The sequence below is a fragment of the Streptomyces sp. DSM 110735 genome, assembly GCF_016482685.1.
Lineage (GTDB): Bacteria > Actinomycetota > Actinomycetes > Streptomycetales > Streptomycetaceae > Streptomyces.
The window spans coordinates 82,485-103,646 of the sequence record NZ_JACYHF010000015.1; the positions used below are offsets into that span (position 1 = coordinate 82,485).

Sequence of the window (21,162 nt, forward strand, 5' to 3'; positions counted from 1 at the left end):
AACTCATGGCGAACAACCGCCGCATGTCCGGCAAGAAGGGTGCACAGGTCGGCAGCGGCGGCCAGCGGCGCCGCGGCCTCGAGGGCAAGGGCCCCACGCCCCCCGCCGAGATGCGCAAGGGCCACGTCAAGCAGCGCGCCGCGGCCGCCAAGGCGCGCCGCGCCCAGGGCGCCCGCCCGCAGCAGCGCCGGGGCGGTGGCAAGTCCACCTCCGAGCTGGTGGTCGGCCGCAACCCGGTGTTCGAGGCGCTGCGCGAGGGCGTGCCCGCCAACACGCTCTACGTCCAGCAGTTCATCGACAACGACGAGCGGGTCCGCGAGGCCATCCAGCTCGCCACCGAGCGCGGCAACATCCACCTGATGGAAGCCCCGCGCCCCGAGCTGGACCGCATGACCAACGGCCTGAACCACCAGGGTCTCGTCCTCCAGGTCCCGCCGTACCAGTACGCGCACCCCGAGGACCTCACCGCGGCCGCCTACGACAACGGCGAGGACCCGCTGATCGTCGCCCTCGACGGCGTCACCGACCCGCGCAACCTCGGCGCCGTCGTCCGCTCCGTCTCCGCCTTCGGCGGGCACGGCGTGGTCGTGCCCGAGCGCCGCTCGGCGGGGATGACCGCCGGTGCCTGGAAGACCTCCGCCGGTACGGCCGCCCGTACGCCGGTGGCCCGCGCCACCAACCTGACGCGGGTCCTGGAGCAGTACAAGAAGGAGGGCATCACGGTCGTCGGTCTGGCCGCCGACGGTGAGGCCGAGCTGGGTGACGTGGCGGCACTGGGCGGTCCAGTCGTCGTCGTGGTCGGCAGCGAGGGCAAGGGGCTGTCCCGCCTGGTCGGCGAGACCTGCGACGTCCGCGTGCGCATCCCGATGCCGGGTGGCGCGGAGTCCCTGAACGCCGGTGTCGCGGCGGGCATCGTGCTGTACGAGGCGTCCCGCCGCCGCGCCTGAACGGGTGTTCGTCACTTCACTCTGATGCGGTAATTCCGGGGTCCATCCGGAGTTCAGGACGACTTTGACGCGGCCCGGACACATCGGGCCGCGTCGGGGCAGTGTCCTAACTCCACATCACTCGGTTAGATGAGTGTGGACACCAGAACACCCCGCACACCCACGGGGGACCGCTCGTCGGGCTACGACGACGTTCCCGCGCTGAGCATGGTGAAGGTGCCGAGCGATCCGGCGCAGGTCATCGTCAACCACGCCAGCTTCCGCGTGCAGTTGGGCGCGGCGGCCAGACGGAACCCGTCGCCCCGGATCGCCCGGCATCTGAGCACCGCTCAGACCCCGGCCCACCTGTCGTCCGCGTCCGTGGGTACGGCGGGCCGGACCGGCGCAGGCCGCCGCCGTCCCGTCGTCTGGACCGGGCGGTCCGCGCCCGACGACACCGGCGCCCACCGGCTGCTCCAGGCCGTCCGGGGCAGCAGCGTCCGCCACCCCGACGAACCGGCGGGAGCCACCCAGGTCATCCCGCGCGTCGGCACCGCCGGGAACGGCTACGACGACGGCTACGACCGCCTCGACGCCACCGTCGAGACCCCCGTCCTCGGTCACCAGCGCACCTCCTCCGACGACGGTCCGCTGCTGCCCCCGCTGCGCGGCGGAGGCGGCGCCTACGACGAACCGGCGTACGACAGCGGCGAGTTCGAGGCGTACGACGAGCCCGAGACACCCCCAGGACCGCGCGCCGCCCGGCGCCACGGCGACGAGGCGGCCCGGCACGCCTACTACCCCGGACGGCGGCTGAACCTCGGCGTCGTCCTGCTCCCGCTGCGCGTCTTCCTCGGCTTCATCTCGATCTACGCGGGCATGGGCAAGCTCTGCGACCCCGTCTACTTCGACGGCGGCGAGCGCGGCTCCATGGTCAAGTGGCTCAACACCCTGCACCCGTGGGACGTCGCCGAGCCGCTGCGCCAGTTCGCGCTGCACCACCCGGTGGGCTCCGGGCTGGTGATCGCCTTCCTCCAGGTGATCGTCGGCGTGCTGACGATCCTCGGCTGCTGGCAGCGGGTCGCCGCCGTGGGGGGCGCGCTGCTCTCCGCCGCGCTGATCGTCACGGTGAGCTGGAAGACCGTCCCCGCCTACGACGCGCCGGACATCATCTACCTCGCCGCCTGGTCGCCGCTGATCATCGCGGGCGCCCCCGTCTACTCCGTGGACGGGCGCCTCGCCGCCGGTGCCTGGCGCACGCTCGGACCGCGCGCCGACATCTGGGACCTGCGCCGCTACGTGCTGCGCCGGGGCGCGCTCATCACGGCGGTCACCATCGGTCTGACGCTGCTGGTCGGCTCGGTGCTCGGCGGCGCGGTGCGCGCCTCCAGCCGGGTGGTCGTCCCCGGTCCCGACGAGGCGCCGCGCAACAACCTGCCCGGTTCCTCCCTGCCCCAGGAGCCCGGCAAGCGGCACTCCGCCAGCCCGTCCGCGACCGGCGCGCCCTCGGGCGGCGCCACGGCGGGGGCGAGCCCGTCGGCGGTCGCGCCCTCCGCCGGACGCACCGCGGGTGCCACCACGGCGGCGCCCAGCCAGACCCAGGGCACCACCGGACAGGCACCGCCCAGCCGGACCGCGCCCTCCACCAGCGGCGGCGGCGCGCCGAGCACGTCGGCGGGTCCGACGAGCACGGGCGGCGCGGCCACCGGCGGCACCGACTCCGCGCCCTCGGGCGCCGACTCGGCGGCGGGCGGCACGTCCACCGGGGAACCGGGGCTCGTGGGCGGTCTGTTGGGCGGCGGCTGAGCGGCTGTCAGGACGTACGACAGGGCCCGTACCGCTTCTCGCGGTACGGGCCCTGTCGTGTGCCTGCGGGCGTCTGACGCCTGGCGCCCGGTGCGGGGGCTCAGGCGCCGCGCTGGGGGTCCAGCTCCTTGGCGGCCTCGTTGAGGTCCTTGACCGTGTCGATGGCCCGCCAGTAGGCGCCCTGCGGGATCGGGAACCCGGCGAGCCTGCGCTCGCGCGCCAGCCGGGGGAAGGTGGTCCGCTCGTGGTCGCCGCGCTCGGGCAGCAGCCCGTGGAACTCGGGGGAGAAGACGTAGACGCCCGCGTTGATCTCGACGGTGGAGGGGGGCGCCTCGATGAAGTCCGTGATGTGCCCGAAGCCGTCGGTCTTCACCGCGCCCCAGGGCAGCCGGGGGCGGGCGAGGGCGAGGGTGGCGACCGCGTCGCGCTCGGTGTGGAAGTCGGCCATGTCCCGCAGTGAGAAGCGGGTCCAGATGTCGCCGTTGGTGGCGTACCAGGGCCGGTCGGGGTGCGGGAGGTGCGCGGCGGCGTACTTCAGACCGCCGCCGCGGCCCAGCGGCTCCGTCTCGACGACCGTGCTGACGGACACCGGCAGGTCGGCCGTGGCCAGCCACTTCTCCAGGACGTCGGCGAGGTGGCCGCAGGAGACCACCACGTCGGTCACGCCCTCTTCGGCCAGCCAGATGAGCTGGTGGCCGATGATCGGGGTGCCCGTGCCGGGGATCTCGACCATCGGCTTGGGCCGGTCGTCGGTGTAGGGGCGCAGCCGTGAACCCTGGCCACCGGCCAGGACGACGGCTTGAGTGGGGCGCGACGCGGCGCTCGGGTGGGTCATGCCCCGAACTGTACGTGGCGCCCCGGCGCGGATCAGCCGCGTGCGGTGAGGACCCCGGAGGCGAAGGACGTGTCGCAGACCGGGCGGGCGTACGACTGGGCGCGGGAGGCGCCGTAGATGCGCACGGCTGCCTTGCCGAGGGCGCGGGCGATGTCGGAGCAGTGCGCGGCGAGGGAGGGGCGCCCGTTGACCGCCTGCTGGAGGTGGGTGAGGACGACGCCGGGGTTCCTGTGCTGGAGTTCGCCCATCAGGCGGTCGCGCAGCGCGTCCTCGGGGGCGGCGGACCTGTGCTGGGCGGGGCGGGCGGCGGGCGCCTTGCCGGAGACCTCCGCCGCGGAGACGTCCGACGCGGTGAGCACCGAGCTGGAGGGGCTTCCCGTCCAGTTGACCCGGGTGACCGCGAGGGTTCCGGAGAGCACCAGGACGACGGGCAGGACGAGGGCGAGCGTGCGGCCGGCCCGGCGGGCGGGTCCGCCCCGGTGGCCGCGGCGCGTCTGAGAGGTGGTGGAGTGCTTCACGCGAGTGAGGGTAGCGCCCGGTAATGATTTGGCGACATTTAGTCACCCTTATGGGGGATGAACTGGTGGCTCTTTCTGGGTAGGGGGTTGACGCCGGAGCCCGGAATGGTCGCTGTGCCGGGGTTTTTCGGGCGGGGCGGGGCGGTGGGCGGAAACGGGAGAGGGGCCCCGAAGGACCCCTCTCTTTCGATGCCCTGGTGACCGCGGGTCAGTCGGAGAGGCGCTCGCCGGTGGAGCTGGAGAAGACGTGGATCTCGCCCGGACGCGGGACGACGTGCAGGGTCGAGCCCTTCTCGGGCACCTGGCGGCCATTCACGCGGACGACCAGGTCCTTGACCTCGCCGCCGACCTCGACGGCGCCGTAGACGTACCCGTCGGCGCCCAGCTCCTCGACGACGTTCACCGAGACGGCGAGACCGGCCGGGGCGTCGGCGGAGTCCTTGGAGAGGGACTTCGCCGCCTCGCCGCCGCCCAGCTCGACCACGTCGAAGTGCTCGGGGCGCACGCCGACCGTGACGGTGGTGTCGCCCTTGTCGGCGGCGGCGGAGAGCGCCTCGCGGCTGACCGGCACTACGCTGTTGCCGAACTTCACGCCGCCGTCGGTGATCGGGACCTCGACCAGGTTCATGGCGGGGGAGCCGATGAAGCCGGCGACGAAGAGGTTGGCGGGGCGGTCGTACATGTTGCGCGGGGTGTCGACCTGCTGGAGCAGACCGTCCTTGAGCACGGCGACCCGGTCGCCCATGGTCATGGCCTCGACCTGGTCGTGGGTGACGTAGACCGTGGTGATGCCGAGGCGGCGCTGGAGGGACGCGATCTGCGTACGGGTGGAGACGCGGAGCTTGGCGTCCAGGTTGGACAGCGGCTCGTCCATGAGGAAGACCTGCGGCTCGCGGACGATCGCGCGGCCCATCGCGACACGCTGGCGCTGACCGCCGGAGAGCGCCTTGGGCTTGCGGTCCAGGTACTCGGTGAGGTCGAGGATCTTGGCGGCTTCCTCGACCTTGGCCCGGATCTCCGCCTTGTTGACACCGGCGATCTTGAGCGCGAAGCCCATGTTGTCGGCCACCGTCATGTGCGGGTAGAGCGCGTAGTTCTGGAACACCATCGCGATGTCCCGGTCCTTGGGCGGCAGGTGCGTGACGTCGCGGTCGCCGATGCGGATGGCGCCGCCGTTGACGTCCTCGAGTCCCGCGAGCATCCGCAGCGAGGTGGACTTGCCGCAGCCGGACGGGCCGACCAGGACGAGGAACTCCCCGTCCTCGATCGCGATCTCGAGCGCGTCGACGGCGGGCTTGGTGGAACCCGGGTAGATCCGGGTCGCCTTGTCGAACGTGACAGTGGCCATGCTGGATGGGCCCCCTTCTACCGGCAGGAACGTGCCGGACGATCCGTTGTAGGAAGGTGGTTGGAGTAGTCCACCTGGGTGAACTGCCTCGGACCGTACCCGCAGCCCCCGCGTTCTGTCAGTACCCCGGCGCCCGGATCTTCCAGGGAATTCCCCGTGGCCCCGCCCCGCCACCTGGGTACACTTCACAGGCACGAGCGCCCCGAGCGCCCGTCCCGCCTCCTTAGCTCAGTTGGCCAGAGCAACGCACTTGTAATGCGTAGGTCGTCGGTTCGAATCCGACAGGGGGCTCTGGGAGGCTCAGGACAGATGCACTCTGACCTGGGCCTTTGTGATGTCTGAGGTCCGTATGGCGAGGAGAAGCGCAGTGCCCCTGGTGTCGGTCGTGATGCCCGTGTACAACTCGGTGGCCACGCTCGGCGCGGCGGTGCGGTCGGTGCTCACGCAGACGCACGCCGACCTGGAGCTGCTGGTCACCGACGACAAGTCCACCGACGGCTCGATGGACCTGCTCATGGAGTTCGCCCGCCAGGACGAGCGGGTGCTGCCGCGGTCGGCGCCCGAGCAGGGCGGTGCCGGGCGGGCGCGCAACCTCGCGATCGAGCGGGCCCGGGGGGAGTACGTCGCCTTTCTCGACAGCGACGACATGTGGCTCCCGGAGAAGACCGAGCGGCAGCTCGAGTTCGCCGCCGGAGGCGACGCGCCGTTGACGTTCACCTCGTACTACAAGATGGACGCCGATTACGACGGCGAGAGCACCGACTTCGTCCCCAACGGGCGGGTGGTGCGTGCGACGGAGCACGTGGACTACCGCGCGATGCTGGTGCGGGACCACATAGGCGCGCTCACCGCGATGTACGACCGCACCGTCCTGGGCACGAGGCTGATGCCGGAGATGCGCAAGCGGCAGGACTACGCCCTGTGGCTGTCGATCATGCGGGACGGCGCCGACGCCCGCGGTCTCGCCGAGCCGCTCGCGGTGTACCGGTCCCACCAGGCGGGCTCGCTGTCCTCCAACAAGCTCTCGCTCGTGCCGTACAACTGGGAGCTGTACCGCGCCCACGAAGGGCTGTCGGTCCCGCGGGCGACGCGGGCGCTGGCCGGTGCCGTGTGGCAGTCGCTGCGCAACTCGAGGATCTAGGAATCCGAGCGAGGCGTTCGCGCCCGGTCGGCTACCGTCCCTGCCATGACGACCGGGACGGTGGCCGGGGCGGCCGGTGCGGGGCATGTCGGGAGTTTGCTGCGCGGCTGGCGCCGGATGCGGCGCTTCACTCAGCTTGAGCTGGCGCTCAGGGCGGACAGTTCGGCGCGGCACATCAGCTTCATCGAGACCGGGCGGTCCGTGCCGAGCCGGTCGATGGTGCTGCAGCTCGCGGAGCAGTTGAGCGTGCCCGTGCGGGAGCGCAACGCCCTTCTGGTGGCGGCCGGTTACGCCCCGTCCTATCCGGAGACGCCGCTGTCCGCGCCCGCGATGGCGCCGGTGTGGAGCGGACTCGAGCAACTGCTCACCGCCTACGAGCCGCATCCCGCGCTGGTGATGGACGGGATGTACGACGTGGTGGCGGCGAACAAGGGGGTGGAGACGCTGCTCGGCGGGGTGGCAGCCCACCTGCTCCGGGCGCCCATGAACGCCATGCGGCTCACCCTGCACCCGGAGGGGCTGGCGCCGCGCATCCGGAACCTGGGCGAATGGCGGGCGCACCTGCTGGAGCGCATGGAGCGGCAGGCGACGCTGCGTGCCTCCGAGGCGCTGCGCGAGCTGTACGAGGAGGTCGCCGCCTATCCGGTGCCGGGGGAGGAGAGCCCCGCCCCGGTGTCCCATCCGTACGCGCTGCCGCTGCGGATCGAGGTGGGCGGCCGGGTGCTGTCGTTCCTGTCGACCGCCACCACCTTCAACACCCCGATGGATGTGACCGTCTCCGAGCTGGCGGTGGAGACGTTCCTGCCCGCCGACGCGGAGACGGCCGCCATCCTTGCGGAGATGGCGCGGAGCGGCGGGTCAGGCGCCCGGGAGCCGGTCCAGGAAGCCGGTGACGCGGGAGATGCGACCGTCCTCGGCGAGCGTGATCACGTCGAATCCGGCGGCCGGGGCTGAGCCGTCGGCGGTGGAGACCAGGTCCCAGGTGAAGCGGACCAGGTCGTGGTGGGCGTCCGGCGTGCCGGTCGGCTGGAACGCGAAGCCGGGGAACTGCGCGTGGGCGCCGCTGATCGCCGCGGCGATGCCGTCGTGGCCCCGCACGTCGCACAGCGGGTCGGTGTAGGTGCCGTCCTCGGTGAAGGCAGCGGCTACCGCCTTGGCCAGGTCCTCGGGGGTGGCGGCGTTCCAGGCGGCGAAGTAGCGCTCGACGGCGTCCTCGTGGATGGTCACGGCGGTGTCCTCTCGTCTGCACGGACTGGTGGGAGCGGGCGGGTGACCTCGCGTGGAGCGCGTCGCCCTGCCTGCTCCCACAGCCTGCCGCCGCCGTCGGCGGGGGTCGATTACCGCTGAGGTAATGCCGCCGCCACCGACGGGCTCAGTGCGGACTCAGTGCGTGCTCAGCAGCGTTCCCAGGACCTCGCGCAGGACGCCGTCCGGGTCCGGGGCGGCGGAGGTCGTGCGCCAGGCGACGAAACCGTCGGGGCGGATCAGGACCGCGCCGTCGGCGGTGGTGCCGTGCAGGTCGGCCCAGTCGGTGCCGACGGGGTCGGCCGGGTCGTAGGTGAGGTCGGCGTCCGGACCCGGGCCGACGCGGTACGCCTCCAGGGGGACGGAGACCTGCGCGGCGACGCGGCGGGCGGCGGCGTACCAGCCCGCGTCGTCGGGCGCGTCGGTCAGCAGGACCAGGGAGCGCTCGTAGAGGTCGAGGGTGGACAGGCGGACGCCGCCGCGCCTGACCCAGAGGTGCGGCGCGCGGGTGCCGGGGCTGCCGTCGAGGGTCAGGGTGTCGCCGACGACCGGGTGGGCGGGGTCGGCGCCGAGGACCGCGCCGGAGGGGTAGCGGTAGCCGAGGACGACGTTGAGGATGCCGCGCCGCTTGCCGCCGCCGACACCCGGGGCGGGGGCGAAGCCGGGGTGGCTGTGCTCGACGGAGCGGGCGGAGGCGCGGGCGCTGGTCGCGAGGGCGACGGGGCGGCGCTCGGCGTCGTAGGAGTCCAGGAGGGTGGGGCTCGCCCAGCCGGAGAGGACGGCGGAGAGCTTCCAGGCCAGGTTGTGGGCGTCCTGGATGCCGGTGTTGGAGCCGAAGGCGCCGGTGGGGGACATCTCGTGCGCGGAGTCCCCGGCGAGGAAGACGCGCCCGGAGGAGTAGCGCTCGGCGACGCGTTCGGCGGCACGCCAGGAGGCCATCCCGGTGATCTTCACGTCGAGTTCCGGGACCCCGACGGCGCGCCGGATGTGGTCGCGCAGCCGCTCCTCGGGGAAGTCGTCCAGGCTCTCGCCGCGCTCGGGGTGCCAGGGCGCGTGGAAGACCCAGTTCTCCTTGTTGTCGACGGGGAGCAGCGCGCCGTCGGCGTCCGGGCTGGTGAGGTAGCAGCAGATGAAGCGGCGGTCCCCGACCACGTCGGCCAGCGCGGCGGAGCGGAAGGTCACGCTGACGTTGGCGAACAGCTCGCCGGGACCGCTCTGTCCGATGCCGAGAGCCTCGCGCACCGGGCTGCGGGGACCGTCGGCGGCGACGAGGTAGTCGGCGCGGACGGTCCAGCGCTCCTCGGTGTCCCGGTCGGTGACCGTCGCCGTCACCCCGTCGGCGTCCTGCGCGAAGGACTCCATCCGGTGGAAGTACCGCAGGTCGCCGCCGAGTTCGCGCGCGCTGTCCACCAGGACGGGTTCGAGGTCGTTCTGGCTGCACAGGCACCACGCCGTGGGGCTGAACCGCGCGAGCCCGCCGCCCGGGTCGATGGTCTTGAAGAGCCACTCCCCGGCGTCACCCACAAGAGTGGGCGTCTGGAGGATGCCGTGGTTGTCGGCGAGCAGGGAGGCCGCCGCCTTGATGTCCGGCTCGATGCCCGCCGCCCGGAACAGCTCCATGGTGCGGACGTTGTTGCCGCGCCCGCGCGGGTGCTTCGAGGTGCCGGAGTGCCGCTCGACGAGCAGGTGCCGCACACCGAGACGGCCCAGGAACACGGACAGGGACAGGCCCACCAGTGAGCCGCCCACGATGAGGACGGGGACGTGGTGGTCGGCTTTTTGATGCATCGAAGCCTCCTGTGACGAGGGTGCGCGTATGAGGCGTACGTGACTTTTCATGCCCGGTGCCGCCCGCTCCGCCCGCCCAATCACCCACGTGGTTCATACGAGTCGCGGGGCGCTGCGGGTCGTCACAGGATCAAGGAACGCTGCCGTGCCCATCCGTGGCCGGCACCGGCGAAGCCCCGCGAAGGAGATGTGTGCAGGATGACCACGACGTCTGAACGGCCCTCAGGAACGCTGACCCGCGAGGTCTCGAAGCGTGTCTCCCAGTCCGTGTTCGACGGCTCGCCGCTGCGGGTCGTCCTGCTGGTCGACGTGTTCGACGGCGCGCAGCAGCAGTTCCTGGAGGCGTACGAGCAGCTCTGCGCGCAGGTCGCCCAGGTGCCCGGACACGTCAGCGACCAGCTCTGCCAGTCCATCGAGAACCCCTCGCAGTGGCTGATCACCAGCGAGTGGGAGAGCGCCCCGCCGTTCCTCACCTGGGTGAACAGCGAGGATCACGTGGCGATGGTGGAGCCGCTGCACTCCTGCGTCCGTGACACCCGCTCGCTGCGCTTCCACATCGTCCGCGAGACGAACGGCGCCTCCGCCGCCGCCCAGACCCCCGGTGGTCGGCGTCTGCAGGAGCGTCCGCGCATCGGCGACGGTGTCATCCGGCACGCGCTCACCTTCACGGTGAAGCCGGGCACGGAGGACAAGGTCCGCAAGATCCTCGCGGACTACGCCTCGCCCGAGGCGCGGGTGGACGACGGCACCCGGCTGCTGCGCACCTCGCTGTTCATGGAGGGCAACCGTGTCGTGCGCGCCATCGAGGTGCGCGGCGACCTGCTGGCGGCGCTGCGTCACGTGGCCCGGCAGCCGGAGATCCGCGCGGTCGAGGAAGCCATCAACCCCTACCTGGAGCAGGACCGCGACCTGGACGACCAGGAGTCGGCGCGGATGTTCTTCACCCGCGCGGCGCTGCCCGCCGTGCACCACGTGATGGCGGACGGCGCCGGTGCCGAGAGCGCCCGGATCGCCCTGCTCTACCCGGCGAGCTCCGGCGAGGGGATGCGGCTGGCCGAGCTGCTCTCGCAGAGCGACCAGGCGCTCGTCGACGACCCGAGGAGCGCGGTGCTGCGCAGCACGGTGTTCCAGCGCGACGACGTGGTGGTCCGTCTGGTGGACGTCAGCGGCGACGACGTCGCCCTCCTGCCCCGTGACGCGGGTGCCGCCGCCGAGGTGCGCGCCCTGCTCGACGGCGAGGCATCCCGGATGGCCATGGTCACCGACCGCCGGTCCCAGGGCGCCTGATCCGTGTCCTTCTCCCACCCCGAACAAGCCGACGCGGCACACCCCACGGAGGAAGCTGTGATCCAACCCCGTCCGAAGATCGTGAACCTGATGGACGCCGAGCCCAACACCCGGCGCGGCGGTGACCTGCGCGCCATGCTCACCCCGGCGACGGTCGGCTCGACCAGCGGTTTCATGGGCGTGGCCCTCATCCAGCCCGGCGACCGCATCGGCGAGCACTACCACCCGTACTCCGAGGAGTTCGTGTACGTGATCTGCGGCCGTCTGGAGGTGGACCTCGACGGCGAGGCGCACCCCCTCCTGCCGGAGCAGGGTCTGATGATCCCGATGAACATGCGGCACCGCTTCCGCAACGTGGGCGACGACGAGGCGCGCCTCGTCTTCCACCTGGGTCCGCTGGCCCCGCGCCCGCAGCTCGGGCACGTCGACACCGAGGAGACGGATGTCATCGGCGCCGCCGCGGTGGGGACGGAGGCGGGCCGGGCCAAGGCCGGCCGGGAGCAGGTGCCCTCATGACCCGCCGGGTGGCGGTCACGGGCATAGGCATCGTGGCCCCGGGCGGCATCGGCGCCCCGGCCTTCTGGGACCTGCTGTCGAGCGGTCGTACCGCGACGCGGGGCATCACCTTCTTCGACGCCTCCGGACTGCGCTCGCGCATAGCCGCCGAGTGCGACTTCGACCCGGCGGCGTACGGGCTCGACGCGGAGCAGGTCGAACGGGCGGACCGGTACATCCAGTTCGCCCTGGTGGCGGGCGACGAGGCGGTGCACGACTCGGGGCTCGACCTCGCGCGGGAGAACCCGTGGCGGATCGGGGTCTCGGTCGGCACCGCCGTCGGCGGCACCACCCGCCTGGAGAACGACTACGTCCTCGTCAGCAACGGCGGTGAGCGCTGGGACGTGGACCACGCCAAGGCGCGCCCGCAGTTGCACCGGGCGTTCTCCCCGAGCACGGTCGCCTCCTCGGTGGCCGAGCGGTTCGGGGCCAAGGGTCCGGTGCAGACGGTGTCGACGGGCTGCACCTCGGGTCTGGACGCGGTGGGCTACGCCTTCCACACCGTGCAGGAGGGGCGGGCGGACATATGCATCGCCGGAGCCTCCGACTCGCCGATCTCGCCGATCACGATGGCGTGCTTCGACGCGATCAAGGCGACCTCCCCGAACAACGACGACCCGGCGCACGCCTCCCGCCCCTTCGACAACAACCGTGACGGGTTCGTCATGGGCGAGGGCGGCGCGGTCCTGGTCCTGGAGGAGCTGGAGCACGCGCGGGCCCGCGGCGCGCACGTGTACTGCGAACTGAGCGGCTACGCCACGTTCGGCAACGCGTATCACATGACCGGTCTGACGCCCGAGGGCCTGGAGATGGCCCGCGCGATCGAGACGGCCCTGGACCAGGCCCGGCTCGACCCGACGGCGATCGACTACGTCAACGCCCACGGTTCCGGCACCCGGCAGAACGACCGCCACGAGACGGCGGCGGTCAAGCGGGCGCTCGGACAGCACGCCTACGACACCCCGATGAGCTCCATCAAGTCGATGGTGGGGCACTCCCTCGGGGCGATCGGGGCGATCGAGGTGGTGGCGTGTGTGCTGGCTCTCGCCCGGCAGACCGTCCCGCCGACCGCGAACTACGAGACCCCCGACCCCGAGTGCGACCTGGACTACGTGCCGCGCGAGGCCCGCGAGCGGAAGCTGTCCGGCGTGCTGTCGGTGGGCAGCGGGTTCGGCGGCTTCCAGTCCGCGGTGATCCTGACCCGGCCGAGGGAGTGAGGACACGATGAGCGCAACCGAGGAACGTCGGGCGGCCGTCACCGGCATCGGTGTCGTCGCGCCCAACGGCATCAGTACGGAGACCTTCTGGAAGTCCACCCAGGAGGGGCTCAGCCTCCTGGACCGGGTGACCCGGGAGGGCTGTGAGCACCTGCCGCTGAAGGTGGCGGGCGAGGTCCGCGAGTTCGACCCGTCGGTGGTCGAGGAGCGGTTCCTGGTGCAGACCGACCGCTTCACGCACTTCGCGATGGCGGCGGCGGACCGCGCCCTGGAGGACGCCCGGCTCGGCCAGGCCGACACCGACGCGGACCCGTACTCCATCGGCGTGGTCACCGCGGCGGGTTCCGGCGGCGGCGAGTTCGGTCAGCGCGAGCTCCAGCAGTTGTGGGGCAAGGGCAGCCGGTTCGTCGGTCCGTACCAGTCGATCGCCTGGTTCTACGCGGCGAGCACCGGCCAGATCTCCATCCGGCGCGGGTTCAAGGGACCCTGCTCGGTGGTCGCCTCCGACGAGGCGGGCGGTCTGGACGCACTCGCGCACGCGGCGCGTGCCGTGCGCCGGGGCACCGACCGGGTGGTGGCAGGGTCCACCGAGGCGCCGCTCGCGCCGTACTCGGTGGTCTGCCAGCTCGGGTACCAGGAGCTGAGCGCCGAGTCCGACCCGGCGCGCGCGTACCGGCCGTTCACCGCGGCCGCGTGCGGGTTCGTACCGGCCGAGGGCGGCGCGATGCTCGTGATCGAGGCGGAGCCCGCCGCGCGGGAGCGCGGTGCGGACGTCCGGGCGATCGTCGCGGGCCACGCGGCGACCTTCACCGGCGCCTCCCGCTGGGCGGAGTCCCGCGCCGGGCTCGCCGAGGCGATCCGGCAGGCGCTTGCCGAGGCAGCCTGCGCCCCGGAGGAGATCGACGTGGTCTTCGCCGACGCCCTCGGGGTGCCGGAGGCGGACCGCGCCGAGGCGCTGGCCCTGGTGGACGCGCTCGGTGAGCACGGCCGCCGGGTGCCCGTGACGGCGCCCAAGACCGGCATCGGGCGGGGCTACTGCGCCGCGCCGGTGCTGGATGTGTCGGCCGCCGTGCTCGCGATGGAGCACGGCCTGATCCCGCCGACGCCGAACGTGTTCGACGTCTGCCACGACATCGACCTCGTGACCGGGCGCGCGCGCGTCGCCGAGCCGCGCACGGCACTGGTCCTCAGCCGGGGACTCATGGGGTCGAACTCGGCGCTCGTGCTGCGGCACGGCGCCGCGTAGGCGAACAGCAAAGGAGAAACGGCATGAACGCGCAGATCACCGAGGAAGAACTGGCCGCCCTCATGAAGAAGGCCGCCGGGATCACCGTCGCACCGCAGGTGCTGCGGGAGCAGCCGGAGACCCCCTTCGAGACGCTCGGGCTCGACTCGCTCGGCCTGCTGGGCATCGTCGGCGAGCTGGAGAACCGGCACAGCGTCCCGATGCCGCCCGACGCCGAGCGCTGCAAGACCCCCAAGCAGTTCCTCGACCTCGTCAACAGCGCACTACTGGCAGGAGCCTGAGATGACAGGGCACACCCAGAACGAGATCACCATCGCGGCACCGCTCGACCTGGTCTGGGACATGACCAACGACCTGGAGAACTGGCCCCGCCTGTTCAGCGAGTACGCCGCCGTCGAGATCATCTCGCGTGAGGGCCGCAAGACGACCTTCCGGCTGACCATGCACCCCGACGAGAACGGCACCGTCTGGAGCTGGGTCTCCGAGCGCGAGCCCCACCGCGAAAACCTGGAGGTCCACGCCCGCCGCGTGGAGACCGGTCCCTTCGCCCACATGAACATCCACTGGCGGTACGAGGAAGTGCCCGCCGGTACGCGGATGGTGTGGACGCAGGACTTCGCGATGAAGCCGGAGGCTCCGGTCGACGACGACTGGATGACCGACAACATCAACAAGAACTCCAAGGTCCAGATGGCCCTCATCCGGGACAAGATCGAGAAGGCCGCCGCCGGTCGCGAGTCCGCGCCGGTTCTGGCCGACTGAGCCCGCGCGAGAGGAACGTCATGCACCAGGGACTGATCGTGGCCCGGATGGCGCCGGGTTCCGCCCCGGACATCGCGAAGATCTTCGCGGAGTCCGACCGGGGCGAGCTGCCGCACCTCGTCGGGGTGCGCCGCCGCAGCCTGTTCCAGTTCGGCGATGTGTACATGCACCTCGTCGAGTCCGACACCGACCCCGCCCCCGCCATCGCCAAGGTGGCCGGGCACCCGGAGTTCCGCGGCATCAGCGAGCGCCTGACGGCGTACGTGAGCGCCTACGACCCGGAGACCTGGCGCTCCCCGAAGGACGCCATGGCGCAGCGCTTCTACCTGTGGGAGCGCGACTAGCCCTCTCCGGTTCACACCGGACCGTCACCGGGGACCGCCCCGGAACAGCAACCGGCCGCCGGGCCCGCAGCGTCGCGGGCCCGGCGGCCGGTTTTCCGGTGGGCGCCGGTTGGGTCGGTTGAGCCGGTTGAATCGGTCGAGGGCAGGTCAGCCGACGACGTGGCACTCGAAGGCGTGCAGATACGGGTTGACGGGACGGATGTCGTCCACGGCCAGGCCCGCCGCGGTGAGGCGGCCGACCATGCTCTCGGTGGTGTGCTTGGCGCCGCCCACGTTGAGCAGGAGGAGCAGGTCCATGGCGGTGCTGAAGCGCATCGAGGGGGACTCGTCGACGAGGTTCTCGATGACGATCACCCGGGTGCCCTTGCCGCCCGCCTTGACGACGTTGCCCAGGAGGCGGGCCGTGCTCTCGTCGTCCCACTCCAGGATGTTCTTGATGACGTAGACGTCGGCCTTGACCGGGACCGAGGCGCGCACGTCACCGGGCACGATCTCGGCGCGGTCCGCCAGGTCGCCGCCCTCGCGCAGCCGGGGCAGCGCGTTCTCGACGACGCGGGGCAGGTCCAGCAGGCTGCCGCGCATGGCCGGGTACTTGTCCAGCAGGCAGGCGACCACGTGCCCCTGGCCGCCGCCGAGGTCCGCCACCGAGGAGGCGCCGGACAGGTCGAGCAGGGCGGCGACCTCGCGGGCGGACTGCTCGCTGGAGCGGGTCATGGCCTGGTTGAAGACGTCCGCGGACTCGGGGGCGTCCTCGTTGAGGTAGTGGAAGAACTCCTTGCCGTAGAGGGACTCCACGACGTTGTTCCCGGTGCGCACGGCCTCGTCCAGCTTGGGCCAGGCGTCCCAGGTCCACGGCTCGGTGCACCACAGGGCGATGGCGCGCAGGCTGTTCGGGTCGTCCTCGCGCAGCAGGCGGGACATCTCGGTGTGGGTGAAGGTGCCGTCCGGCTGCTCGGCGAAGACGCCGTAGCAGGACAGGGCCCGCAGCAGTCGGCGCAGCGGCTTGGGCTCGGTCTTCACCGCGGCCGCCAGGTCCTCGACCGCGGTCGGCCGGTCGGTGAGGGCGTCGGCGACGCCGAGCCGGGCGGCGGCCCGGACGGCGGCGGCGCAGGCCGCCCCGAACACCAGCTCGCGCAGGCGCATGGGGGGTGGTGGGGCAGTCTCAGCGGTCGTCATCTGCCGCCCTTTCTGGTTCCTCGGCTCTTCGCTGCTGTTCGCTGCTGTTCGGGCGGTCAGCACAGGCCCGCGGGCTTGGACGCCCGGCAGGAGTTGCGCTCGAAGACGTTGTTGCTCTTGGCCGGCTCGGTGTTCACGAGGTCGGCGGGGGCGTTGTTCTCCAGGGTGTTGCGGTCGATCCGGTTGTTCACGCCCTTGGCGCCGACCATGCTCTTGAACAGCACGATGCCGCCGGACAGCGGGGACTTGCCGCGGTTGCCCGCGACGTGGTTGCCGGTCACGCGGGTCTTCTCGGCGCCGGTGAGGACGATGCCCGAGCCCTGGATGACGGGGAGGCGGGCGGTCTTCGCGCAGTACTTGTTGTTCTCCACGACGTCGTTGGAGGCGACGGTGAGGTTTCCGCCCTGCGGCTTGTTCTCGTCGCCGACGACGAAGACACCGCCGCAGTTGCCGGTGATGGTGTTGTCCGAGACGGTCAGGTTCCGCAGGCGGCGCACGGTGACGCCGATGCGGTTGTTCTCCAGGCGGTTGCGCTCGACGCGGGTGGCCCCGGAGTCGTAGGCGCCGCCCTCCTCGTTGATGGTGTTGGCGAGGAAGAGTCCGGCGTCGCCGTTGCGGCGGGCCTGGTTCTCCCGCAGCAGGCTGTGCACCGAGCGCTCGGTGGCGATGCCCCAGACCTTGTTGTCGACGGCCTGGACCCGGCGGACCGTCAGGCTGTCGGTCGCCATGCCGAACACCCCGGCGTGGCTGAACCCGGTGACCTTGAGGTCGGCGACGGTGACGCCCTCGACGTTCTTCTTCTTGGTGCCGAGCACGCAGATGCCGTCGCCGTGCTGGGCGCAGGTGTTGGCGACCTTGCCGGTCTTGGTGGCGGCGGGCTTGACGACGGTACGCGCCCCGACGCCCCGCAGGGTCACCCAGGGCGTGTCGACGACGACGCTCTCGTGATAGGTCCCGGCCAGCACCAGCACGGTGTCGCCGGGCTGCGCGGCGTTCACCGCCTTCTGGATCGAGTGACCGGGGCGGACCACGAGGGTCTGGTGCGCCGCAGCGGCGGGCGCGGCGCCGAGACCGCCGCCGAGAAGGGCGGCGGTGCAGGCGAGATATGCGAGGTGACATCTCTTCATACCGCGTACGGTATGACCCGATTATCCAGAAGGTCTGATATAGGCCGTCCGGCGGCGTGTCAGGGGGCGCCCGGAGTGTCAGGGGTTTTCAGGGGGGCGTCCGGGGGCGGGGCCGGGCGGCTGGGCGGGGGTGGCGAACGGGGGCTGGGGGAGGCGGGCCGGGCGAGCGTGGTGGGCAGGCGTGGCGGGTGGAGCCGGTCGACGGGTCGGGTCCGGCGGGGCGCCGGGCTCGGCGGCAGCGCCGGTTCGCGGCGGCTCCGGAAGGCGCCCCGGTAGTCGGCGCCGGGCAGGCGAGTGGTCAGCGGTGGCGCAGCGCCGCGCCGACCTCCAGGCGGGGGTCGGGGACCGGGCGTGGGGCGGTGGGGTCGGTGAGTTGCCACAGGCGGTTCTGGAGGACGCGGGCCAGGGTCCAGGCGCGGGCGCGCTCGCGGTCCAGGGCGAGGGTGGCGGTCAGGGAGTCGAAGCGGTGGAGGGTGTCGGCGGGGTCGTAGCGGTTGACCAGGGCGGGCAGCAGCTCGAAGCCGGGGTCGCCGGAGAGGGGTTTGGGGTCGATGGCGAGCCAGGGGGCGCGGTCGGCGGCCAGGACGTTGCCGTAGTGCAGGTCCCAGTGGAGGAGGCGGTCGCCGGGTTCGTCCGCGACCTCGCGGAGGGCGGCGGCGCAGTCCCGCAGCAGGGCGCGTACGGCGGGGTCGGGCTCGGCGCGCAGCGCCCAGGACGTGCGCTCCAGCATCCCGTGCGCGATGTCACCCAGGTGGCGCAGTCCCGGTGGGGCGGGGCGGCTGGTCAGGCGGGTGAGGAGGGTGGCCAGGACGGTGACGGCAGCGCGGGGGTCCGGAAGGGTCGTCAGGGGGCGCGTGGCGTCGCAGCGTTCGAGGAGGAGGGTGGCGGTCGGCGGGTCGTCGCGCAGGAGGCGTACGGCGCCGTCGCCGGACCAGGCGCGCAGCGCGGTCGCCTCGCCCGCGCACTCGGCGTCCAGGTGCTGGACCTTGAGCGCGGCGGGGGTTCCATCGGGCGCCGTCACCGGTGTGACCAGCGACGACGTGCCGGAGCGGGCGGCGCCGTCCGCGCGCAGATGCCAGCGGCGGAGGAACCGTACGGTCCGCTGCCGCAGGTCCTCCCGGGGTTCGGGCTCGTCGGGCAGCACCGTCACCCGCGCGACCATACTGGCCCGTGTGAGCCGGGTGAGTCGTGTGCGGCGTGGACTCGGGGTGATCGCGGACTATCTGCGGTCCGCCCCGGGCACCTATGTGTGGCTCACCATCCTTTTCTTCACCACGGTGGCGCTGCACCATATGTCGCCGGAGTTCGAGAAGGAGTTCCTGCGGCAGCACTCCACCAACATCCACGAGCTGTCCCAGAACCCCGTGCGGGTGCTCATCACCAGCGCGATGTGGATCGACAGCGGTCGCTGGCTGCCGTACGCCGCGCTGTACACCCTCTTCCACGCCCAGGCCGAGCGCTGGCTCGGCACCCTGCGCTGGCTCGCGGTGTGCGCCGCCGCCCATGTGCTGGCCACGCTGATCAGCGAGCTGGCCCTGCTGATGGCGATCAACAACGGGCACGCCCCGCCCTCGGCGGTCAACACGCTCGACATCGGCGTCAGTTACGCCCTCGCCGGGGTCATGGCCGTCCTCACCTACCGGATCGCCCCGCCCTGGCGGTACGCCTACCTGGTCTTCCTCGCCGTCGTCTACGCCGTACCGCTCGTCACCGCCCGCACCTTCACCGACTTCGGCCATGTGCTGTCGGTCCTCATCGGGCTCGCCTGCTATCCGCTGGTCCGGGGTCGGGGCAGGGCGTGGCGCCCGCGCGGTGCGCTGAGCGTGCCGCGCGGCTGACTACCCTGCCGTCCATGATCCGTACCGCGACCCCCGACGACGTCCCCGCGATCCACCGCATGGTCCGCGAGCTGGCCACCTACGAGAAGGCGACCGAGGAGGCGCGGGCCACCGAGGAGCAACTGCGCGAGGCGCTGTTCGGCGAGCGCCCGGCCGCCTTCGCGCACCTCGCGGTGGACGACACCACCGGCGAGCCCGCCGGGTTCGCGCTGTGGTTCCTGAACTTCTCCACCTGGCGCGGGGTCCACGGCATCTACCTGGAGGACCTCTACGTCCGCCCCGAGGCGCGCGGCGGCGGTCACGGACGCGCCCTGCTCACCGAGCTGGCCCGCATCTGCGCCGAGCGCGGCTACGCGCGCATGGAGTGGTCGGTGCTGGACTGGAACACCCCCGCCGTCGGCTTCTACGAGTCCCTCGGTGCGAGCCCCCAGCACGAGTGGACGGTCTACCGCCTCGCCGACGCCCCGCTCGCGGAGCTGGCCCGCTCAGCCCACTGACTCCCGGACCCGGGGCTTCGCCGCCGCGCCCCGCCCGGCCGGGCGGGCGGTCACCAGCAGACCGGCGACCAGGGCGGCGAGGAGCATCACGCCCGCCGCCCACCAGATGGCGACCGTGTAGCCGTGCACCACGCCCACCGGGACGACGGCGGCGCGCTCGGCGGGACCGCGCAGATGCGCGGCGATGTAGGCGGCGCTGCTGGTGGTGGCGATGGTGTTGAGCAGTGCCGTACCGATGGAGCCGCCGACCTGCTGGGCGGTGTTCACCGTCGCCGAGGTGACCCCGGCGTCCCTGGGGGCGACCCCCGCCGTGGCGGTGGCGAACACGGGCATGAAGGTGAGACCCATGCCGAGTCCCAGCAGGATCAGGGCGGGCAGGATGTCCGAGACGTAGGAGGAGTGGACGGTCATCCGCGTCAGCAGCACCAGCCCGACGGCGGCGAGCAGCAGCCCCGGGACCATCAGCAGACGCGGCGCGACCCGGTTCAGCAGGCGCGCGGCGATCTGGGTGGAGCCGGTGATGATCGCGGCGGTCAGCGGCAGGAAGCCGAGCCCCGCGCGGACGGGCGAGTAGCCGAGGATGACCTGGAGGTAGTAGGTCATGAACAGGAACAGCCCGAACATGCCGATCACCGCGAGCATCATCGTCAGGAAGCAGCCCGCGCGGTTGCGGTCGCGGACGATGTGCAGCGGCAGCAGCGGGCTCGGGGCGCGGCTCTGCCACCACACGAACACCGCGAGCAGCGCGATCCCGGTCGCGAACAGGGCGAGCACCACGGGGTCGGTCCAGCCGCGCGGCTGCGCCTCGCTGAAGCCGTAGACGACGGCGACCAGACCGCCGCAGCCGAGGACGACGCCGGGCACGTCGAGCCGGGACTCCCCGTGCCCCGGGCGGTCGTGCAGCAGGACGAAGGCGCCGATCACCGCGAGGATCGCGATGGGCACGTTGACGTAGAGGCACCAGCGCCAGTTCAGGTACTCGGTGAGCAGACCGCCGAGGATGAACCCGATGGCGGAGCCGCTGCCCGCGAGGGCGCCGTAGATGCCGAAGGCTTTCCCGCGTTCGCGCGGGTCGGTGAACGTCGTCGTCAGCAGGGAGAGCGCGGAGGGCGCGAGGACGGCGGCGAAGACGCCCTGGAGGGCTCGGGCGCCGAAGAGCATGGCCGGGGTGGTGGCCGCGCCGCCGAACGCGGAAGCCGCCGCGAAGCCGATCAGTCCGATGACGAAGGTGCGTTTGCGGCCCACCAGGTCCGCGACGCGCCCGCCGAGGAGCAGCAGACCGCCGAAGGCGAGGGTGTAGGCGGTGATGACCCACTGCCGGTTCGCGTCGGACATGTGCAGATCGTGCTGGGCGGAGGGGAGCGCGATGTTCACGATCGTCGCGTCCAGCACCACCATCAACTGGGCGAGGGCGATGACGACCAGACCCCACCAGCGGCGGGGATCGACCGCCTCGGCCCTCGCGGGTATCGGTGTCGACTCACCCGTTCGGCCGCTGCTCATTGG

22 protein-coding genes and 1 tRNA gene are annotated in these 21,162 nt (G+C 72.2%); 14 read left to right on the top strand and 9 right to left on the bottom strand.

Annotated elements, in window-relative coordinates; genetic code table 11:
* The first annotated feature begins 5 nt into the window (after window positions 1-5).
* Together rlmB and IF655_RS22045 are read left to right on the top strand one after the other, a co-directional pair.
* Window positions 6-947, top strand: a complete 942-nt coding sequence (rlmB, locus tag IF655_RS22040; protein WP_199586737.1) for a 23S rRNA (guanosine(2251)-2'-O)-methyltransferase RlmB — start codon at window positions 6-8, stop codon at window positions 945-947.
* Between the two features lie 129 nt (window positions 948-1,076).
* Window positions 1,077-2,732 (top strand): DoxX family protein, encoded by a 1,656-nt coding sequence (locus tag IF655_RS22045; protein WP_199586738.1) that lies wholly within the window; start codon window positions 1,077-1,079, stop codon window positions 2,730-2,732.
* A gap of 100 nt (window positions 2,733-2,832) precedes the next feature.
* Here the strand turns inward: IF655_RS22045 and IF655_RS22050 are convergent, their stop codons facing one another.
* From IF655_RS22050 to IF655_RS22060, 3 genes are all read right to left on the bottom strand, one after another.
* The gene (locus tag IF655_RS22050; RefSeq protein ID WP_199586739.1) at window positions 2,833-3,567 is read right to left on the bottom strand and encodes a nucleotidyltransferase family protein; all 735 of its coding nucleotides are present in this window, start codon (window positions 3,565-3,567) and stop codon (window positions 2,833-2,835) included.
* Window positions 3,568-3,599: 32 nt separating this feature from the next.
* Entirely contained in the window at window positions 3,600-4,085 is a 486-nt protein-coding gene (locus IF655_RS22055) for a hypothetical protein (RefSeq protein ID WP_199586740.1), read from the bottom strand.
* Window positions 4,086-4,293: 208 nt separating this feature from the next.
* Entirely contained in the window at window positions 4,294-5,433 is a 1,140-nt protein-coding gene (locus tag IF655_RS22060) for an ABC transporter ATP-binding protein (RefSeq protein ID WP_199586741.1), read from the bottom strand.
* Between the two features lie 217 nt (window positions 5,434-5,650).
* Between IF655_RS22060 and IF655_RS22065 the strand changes: the two genes are divergently transcribed.
* The 3 genes from IF655_RS22065 (at window position 5,651) to IF655_RS22075 (ending at window position 7,528) form a co-directional block, all read left to right on the top strand.
* A tRNA-Thr gene (locus IF655_RS22065) sits at window positions 5,651-5,724 on the top strand.
* Between the two features lie 76 nt (window positions 5,725-5,800).
* A complete protein-coding gene (locus IF655_RS22070) occupies window positions 5,801-6,574 on the top strand; it encodes a glycosyltransferase family A protein (protein ID WP_199586742.1) in 774 nt (257 codons plus the stop codon).
* A 45-nt stretch (window positions 6,575-6,619) separates the two neighbouring features.
* Window positions 6,620-7,528 carry a helix-turn-helix domain-containing protein gene (locus IF655_RS22075; protein ID WP_199586743.1) on the top strand — a complete coding sequence of 303 codons (909 nt, stop codon included), beginning with the start codon at window positions 6,620-6,622 and terminating at the stop codon, window positions 7,526-7,528.
* On the opposite strand, the gene IF655_RS22080 is transcribed toward IF655_RS22075, so the two are convergent.
* On the bottom strand, window positions 7,433-7,801 hold the full coding sequence (locus IF655_RS22080) for a nuclear transport factor 2 family protein (RefSeq protein ID WP_199586744.1): 369 nt from the start codon (window positions 7,799-7,801) through the stop codon (window positions 7,433-7,435). The genes IF655_RS22075 and IF655_RS22080 overlap by 96 nt on opposite strands.
* 156 nt (window positions 7,802-7,957) lie before the next feature.
* Complete coding sequence (locus tag IF655_RS22085; protein ID WP_199586745.1) at window positions 7,958-9,607, bottom strand: FAD-dependent monooxygenase; 1,650 nt, start codon at window positions 9,605-9,607, stop codon at window positions 7,958-7,960.
* 198 nt (window positions 9,608-9,805) lie between these two features.
* Here IF655_RS22085 and IF655_RS22090 point away from each other — a divergent pair, with 198 nt between their 5' ends.
* From IF655_RS22090 to IF655_RS22120, 7 genes are read left to right on the top strand one after another with little or no spacing between them, the layout of a single operon-like run.
* Entirely contained in the window at window positions 9,806-10,894 is a 1,089-nt protein-coding gene (locus IF655_RS22090) for a SchA/CurD-like domain-containing protein (RefSeq protein WP_199586746.1), read from the top strand.
* 57 nt (window positions 10,895-10,951) lie between these two features.
* Window positions 10,952-11,410 (top strand): cupin domain-containing protein, encoded by a 459-nt coding sequence (locus IF655_RS22095; RefSeq protein ID WP_199586747.1) that lies wholly within the window; start codon window positions 10,952-10,954, stop codon window positions 11,408-11,410.
* Window positions 11,407-12,666: a beta-ketoacyl synthase gene (locus IF655_RS22100; RefSeq protein WP_199586748.1), complete on the top strand. Its 1,260-nt coding sequence runs from the start codon at window positions 11,407-11,409 to the stop codon at window positions 12,664-12,666. Before IF655_RS22095 ends, IF655_RS22100 begins: the two co-directional genes overlap by 4 nt.
* A 7-nt stretch (window positions 12,667-12,673) precedes the next feature.
* Window positions 12,674-13,912 carry a ketosynthase chain-length factor gene (locus IF655_RS22105; RefSeq protein ID WP_199586749.1) on the top strand — a complete coding sequence of 413 codons (1,239 nt, stop codon included), beginning with the start codon at window positions 12,674-12,676 and terminating at the stop codon, window positions 13,910-13,912.
* A 23-nt stretch (window positions 13,913-13,935) separates the two neighbouring features.
* Window positions 13,936-14,193 (top strand): phosphopantetheine-binding protein, encoded by a 258-nt coding sequence (locus IF655_RS22110; protein ID WP_199586750.1) that lies wholly within the window; start codon window positions 13,936-13,938, stop codon window positions 14,191-14,193.
* A gap of 1 nt (window position 14,194) precedes the next feature.
* Window positions 14,195-14,674 (top strand): SRPBCC family protein, encoded by a 480-nt coding sequence (locus IF655_RS22115; protein WP_199586751.1) that lies wholly within the window; start codon window positions 14,195-14,197, stop codon window positions 14,672-14,674.
* Window positions 14,675-14,694: 20 nt separating this feature from the next.
* Window positions 14,695-15,018, top strand: coding sequence for a TcmI family type II polyketide cyclase (locus IF655_RS22120; protein ID WP_199586752.1), 324 nt, complete (start codon window positions 14,695-14,697; stop codon window positions 15,016-15,018).
* A 147-nt stretch (window positions 15,019-15,165) separates the two neighbouring features.
* Here the strand turns inward: IF655_RS22120 and IF655_RS22125 are convergent, their stop codons facing one another.
* The 3 genes from IF655_RS22125 to IF655_RS22135 form a co-directional block, all read right to left on the bottom strand.
* Complete coding sequence (locus IF655_RS22125) at window positions 15,166-16,194, bottom strand: methyltransferase (protein WP_199586753.1); 1,029 nt, start codon at window positions 16,192-16,194, stop codon at window positions 15,166-15,168.
* Between the two features lie 56 nt (window positions 16,195-16,250).
* Entirely contained in the window at window positions 16,251-17,321 is a 1,071-nt protein-coding gene (locus IF655_RS22130; RefSeq protein WP_199586754.1) for a nitrous oxide reductase family maturation protein NosD, read from the bottom strand.
* Between the two features lie 298 nt (window positions 17,322-17,619).
* Window positions 17,620-18,483, bottom strand: coding sequence for an aminoglycoside phosphotransferase family protein (locus IF655_RS22135; RefSeq protein WP_199586755.1), 864 nt, complete (start codon window positions 18,481-18,483; stop codon window positions 17,620-17,622).
* 19 nt (window positions 18,484-18,502) lie between these two features.
* Between IF655_RS22135 and IF655_RS22140 the strand changes: the two genes are divergently transcribed.
* Both IF655_RS22140 and IF655_RS22145 read left to right on the top strand, forming a co-directional pair.
* Window positions 18,503-19,159 carry a rhomboid-like protein gene (locus IF655_RS22140; RefSeq protein ID WP_199586836.1) on the top strand — a complete coding sequence of 219 codons (657 nt, stop codon included), beginning with the start codon at window positions 18,503-18,505 and terminating at the stop codon, window positions 19,157-19,159.
* A 14-nt stretch (window positions 19,160-19,173) separates the two neighbouring features.
* Window positions 19,174-19,656, top strand: a complete 483-nt coding sequence (locus IF655_RS22145; protein WP_199586756.1) for a GNAT family N-acetyltransferase — start codon at window positions 19,174-19,176, stop codon at window positions 19,654-19,656.
* Here IF655_RS22145 and IF655_RS22150 read toward each other — a convergent pair.
* On the bottom strand, window positions 19,645-21,159 hold the full coding sequence (locus IF655_RS22150; RefSeq protein WP_199586757.1) for an MFS transporter: 1,515 nt from the start codon (window positions 21,157-21,159) through the stop codon (window positions 19,645-19,647). The genes IF655_RS22145 and IF655_RS22150 overlap by 12 nt on opposite strands.
* Window positions 21,160-21,162 lie beyond the last annotated feature (3 nt).

Bases quoted from the DNA above. Each gene is read 5' to 3' on its own strand.
- IF655_RS22130 (WP_199586754.1), bottom strand. From the start codon at position 17,321: ATGAAGAGATGTCACCTCGCATATCTCGCCTGCACCGCCGCCCTTCTC.
- IF655_RS22145 (WP_199586756.1), top strand. From the start codon at position 19,174: ATGATCCGTACCGCGACCCCCGACGACGTCCCCGCGATCCACCGCATG.
- IF655_RS22075 (WP_199586743.1), top strand. From the start codon at position 6,620: ATGACGACCGGGACGGTGGCCGGGGCGGCCGGTGCGGGGCATGTCGGG.
- IF655_RS22135 (WP_199586755.1), bottom strand. From the start codon at position 18,483: ATGGTCGCGCGGGTGACGGTGCTGCCCGACGAGCCCGAACCCCGGGAG.
- IF655_RS22090 (WP_199586746.1), top strand. From the start codon at position 9,806: ATGACCACGACGTCTGAACGGCCCTCAGGAACGCTGACCCGCGAGGTC.
- IF655_RS22125 (WP_199586753.1), bottom strand. From the start codon at position 16,194: ATGACGACCGCTGAGACTGCCCCACCACCCCCCATGCGCCTGCGCGAG.
- IF655_RS22100 (WP_199586748.1), top strand. From the start codon at position 11,407: ATGACCCGCCGGGTGGCGGTCACGGGCATAGGCATCGTGGCCCCGGGC.
- IF655_RS22150 (WP_199586757.1), bottom strand. From the start codon at position 21,159: ATGAGCAGCGGCCGAACGGGTGAGTCGACACCGATACCCGCGAGGGCC.
- IF655_RS22115 (WP_199586751.1), top strand. From the start codon at position 14,195: ATGACAGGGCACACCCAGAACGAGATCACCATCGCGGCACCGCTCGAC.
- IF655_RS22105 (WP_199586749.1), top strand. From the start codon at position 12,674: ATGAGCGCAACCGAGGAACGTCGGGCGGCCGTCACCGGCATCGGTGTC.
- IF655_RS22045 (WP_199586738.1), top strand. From the start codon at position 1,077: ATGAGTGTGGACACCAGAACACCCCGCACACCCACGGGGGACCGCTCG.
- IF655_RS22120 (WP_199586752.1), top strand. From the start codon at position 14,695: ATGCACCAGGGACTGATCGTGGCCCGGATGGCGCCGGGTTCCGCCCCG.
- IF655_RS22050 (WP_199586739.1), bottom strand. From the start codon at position 3,567: ATGACCCACCCGAGCGCCGCGTCGCGCCCCACTCAAGCCGTCGTCCTG.
- IF655_RS22060 (WP_199586741.1), bottom strand. From the start codon at position 5,433: ATGGCCACTGTCACGTTCGACAAGGCGACCCGGATCTACCCGGGTTCC.
- rlmB (WP_199586737.1), top strand. From the start codon at position 6: ATGGCGAACAACCGCCGCATGTCCGGCAAGAAGGGTGCACAGGTCGGC.
- IF655_RS22085 (WP_199586745.1), bottom strand. From the start codon at position 9,607: ATGCATCAAAAAGCCGACCACCACGTCCCCGTCCTCATCGTGGGCGGC.
- IF655_RS22110 (WP_199586750.1), top strand. From the start codon at position 13,936: ATGAACGCGCAGATCACCGAGGAAGAACTGGCCGCCCTCATGAAGAAG.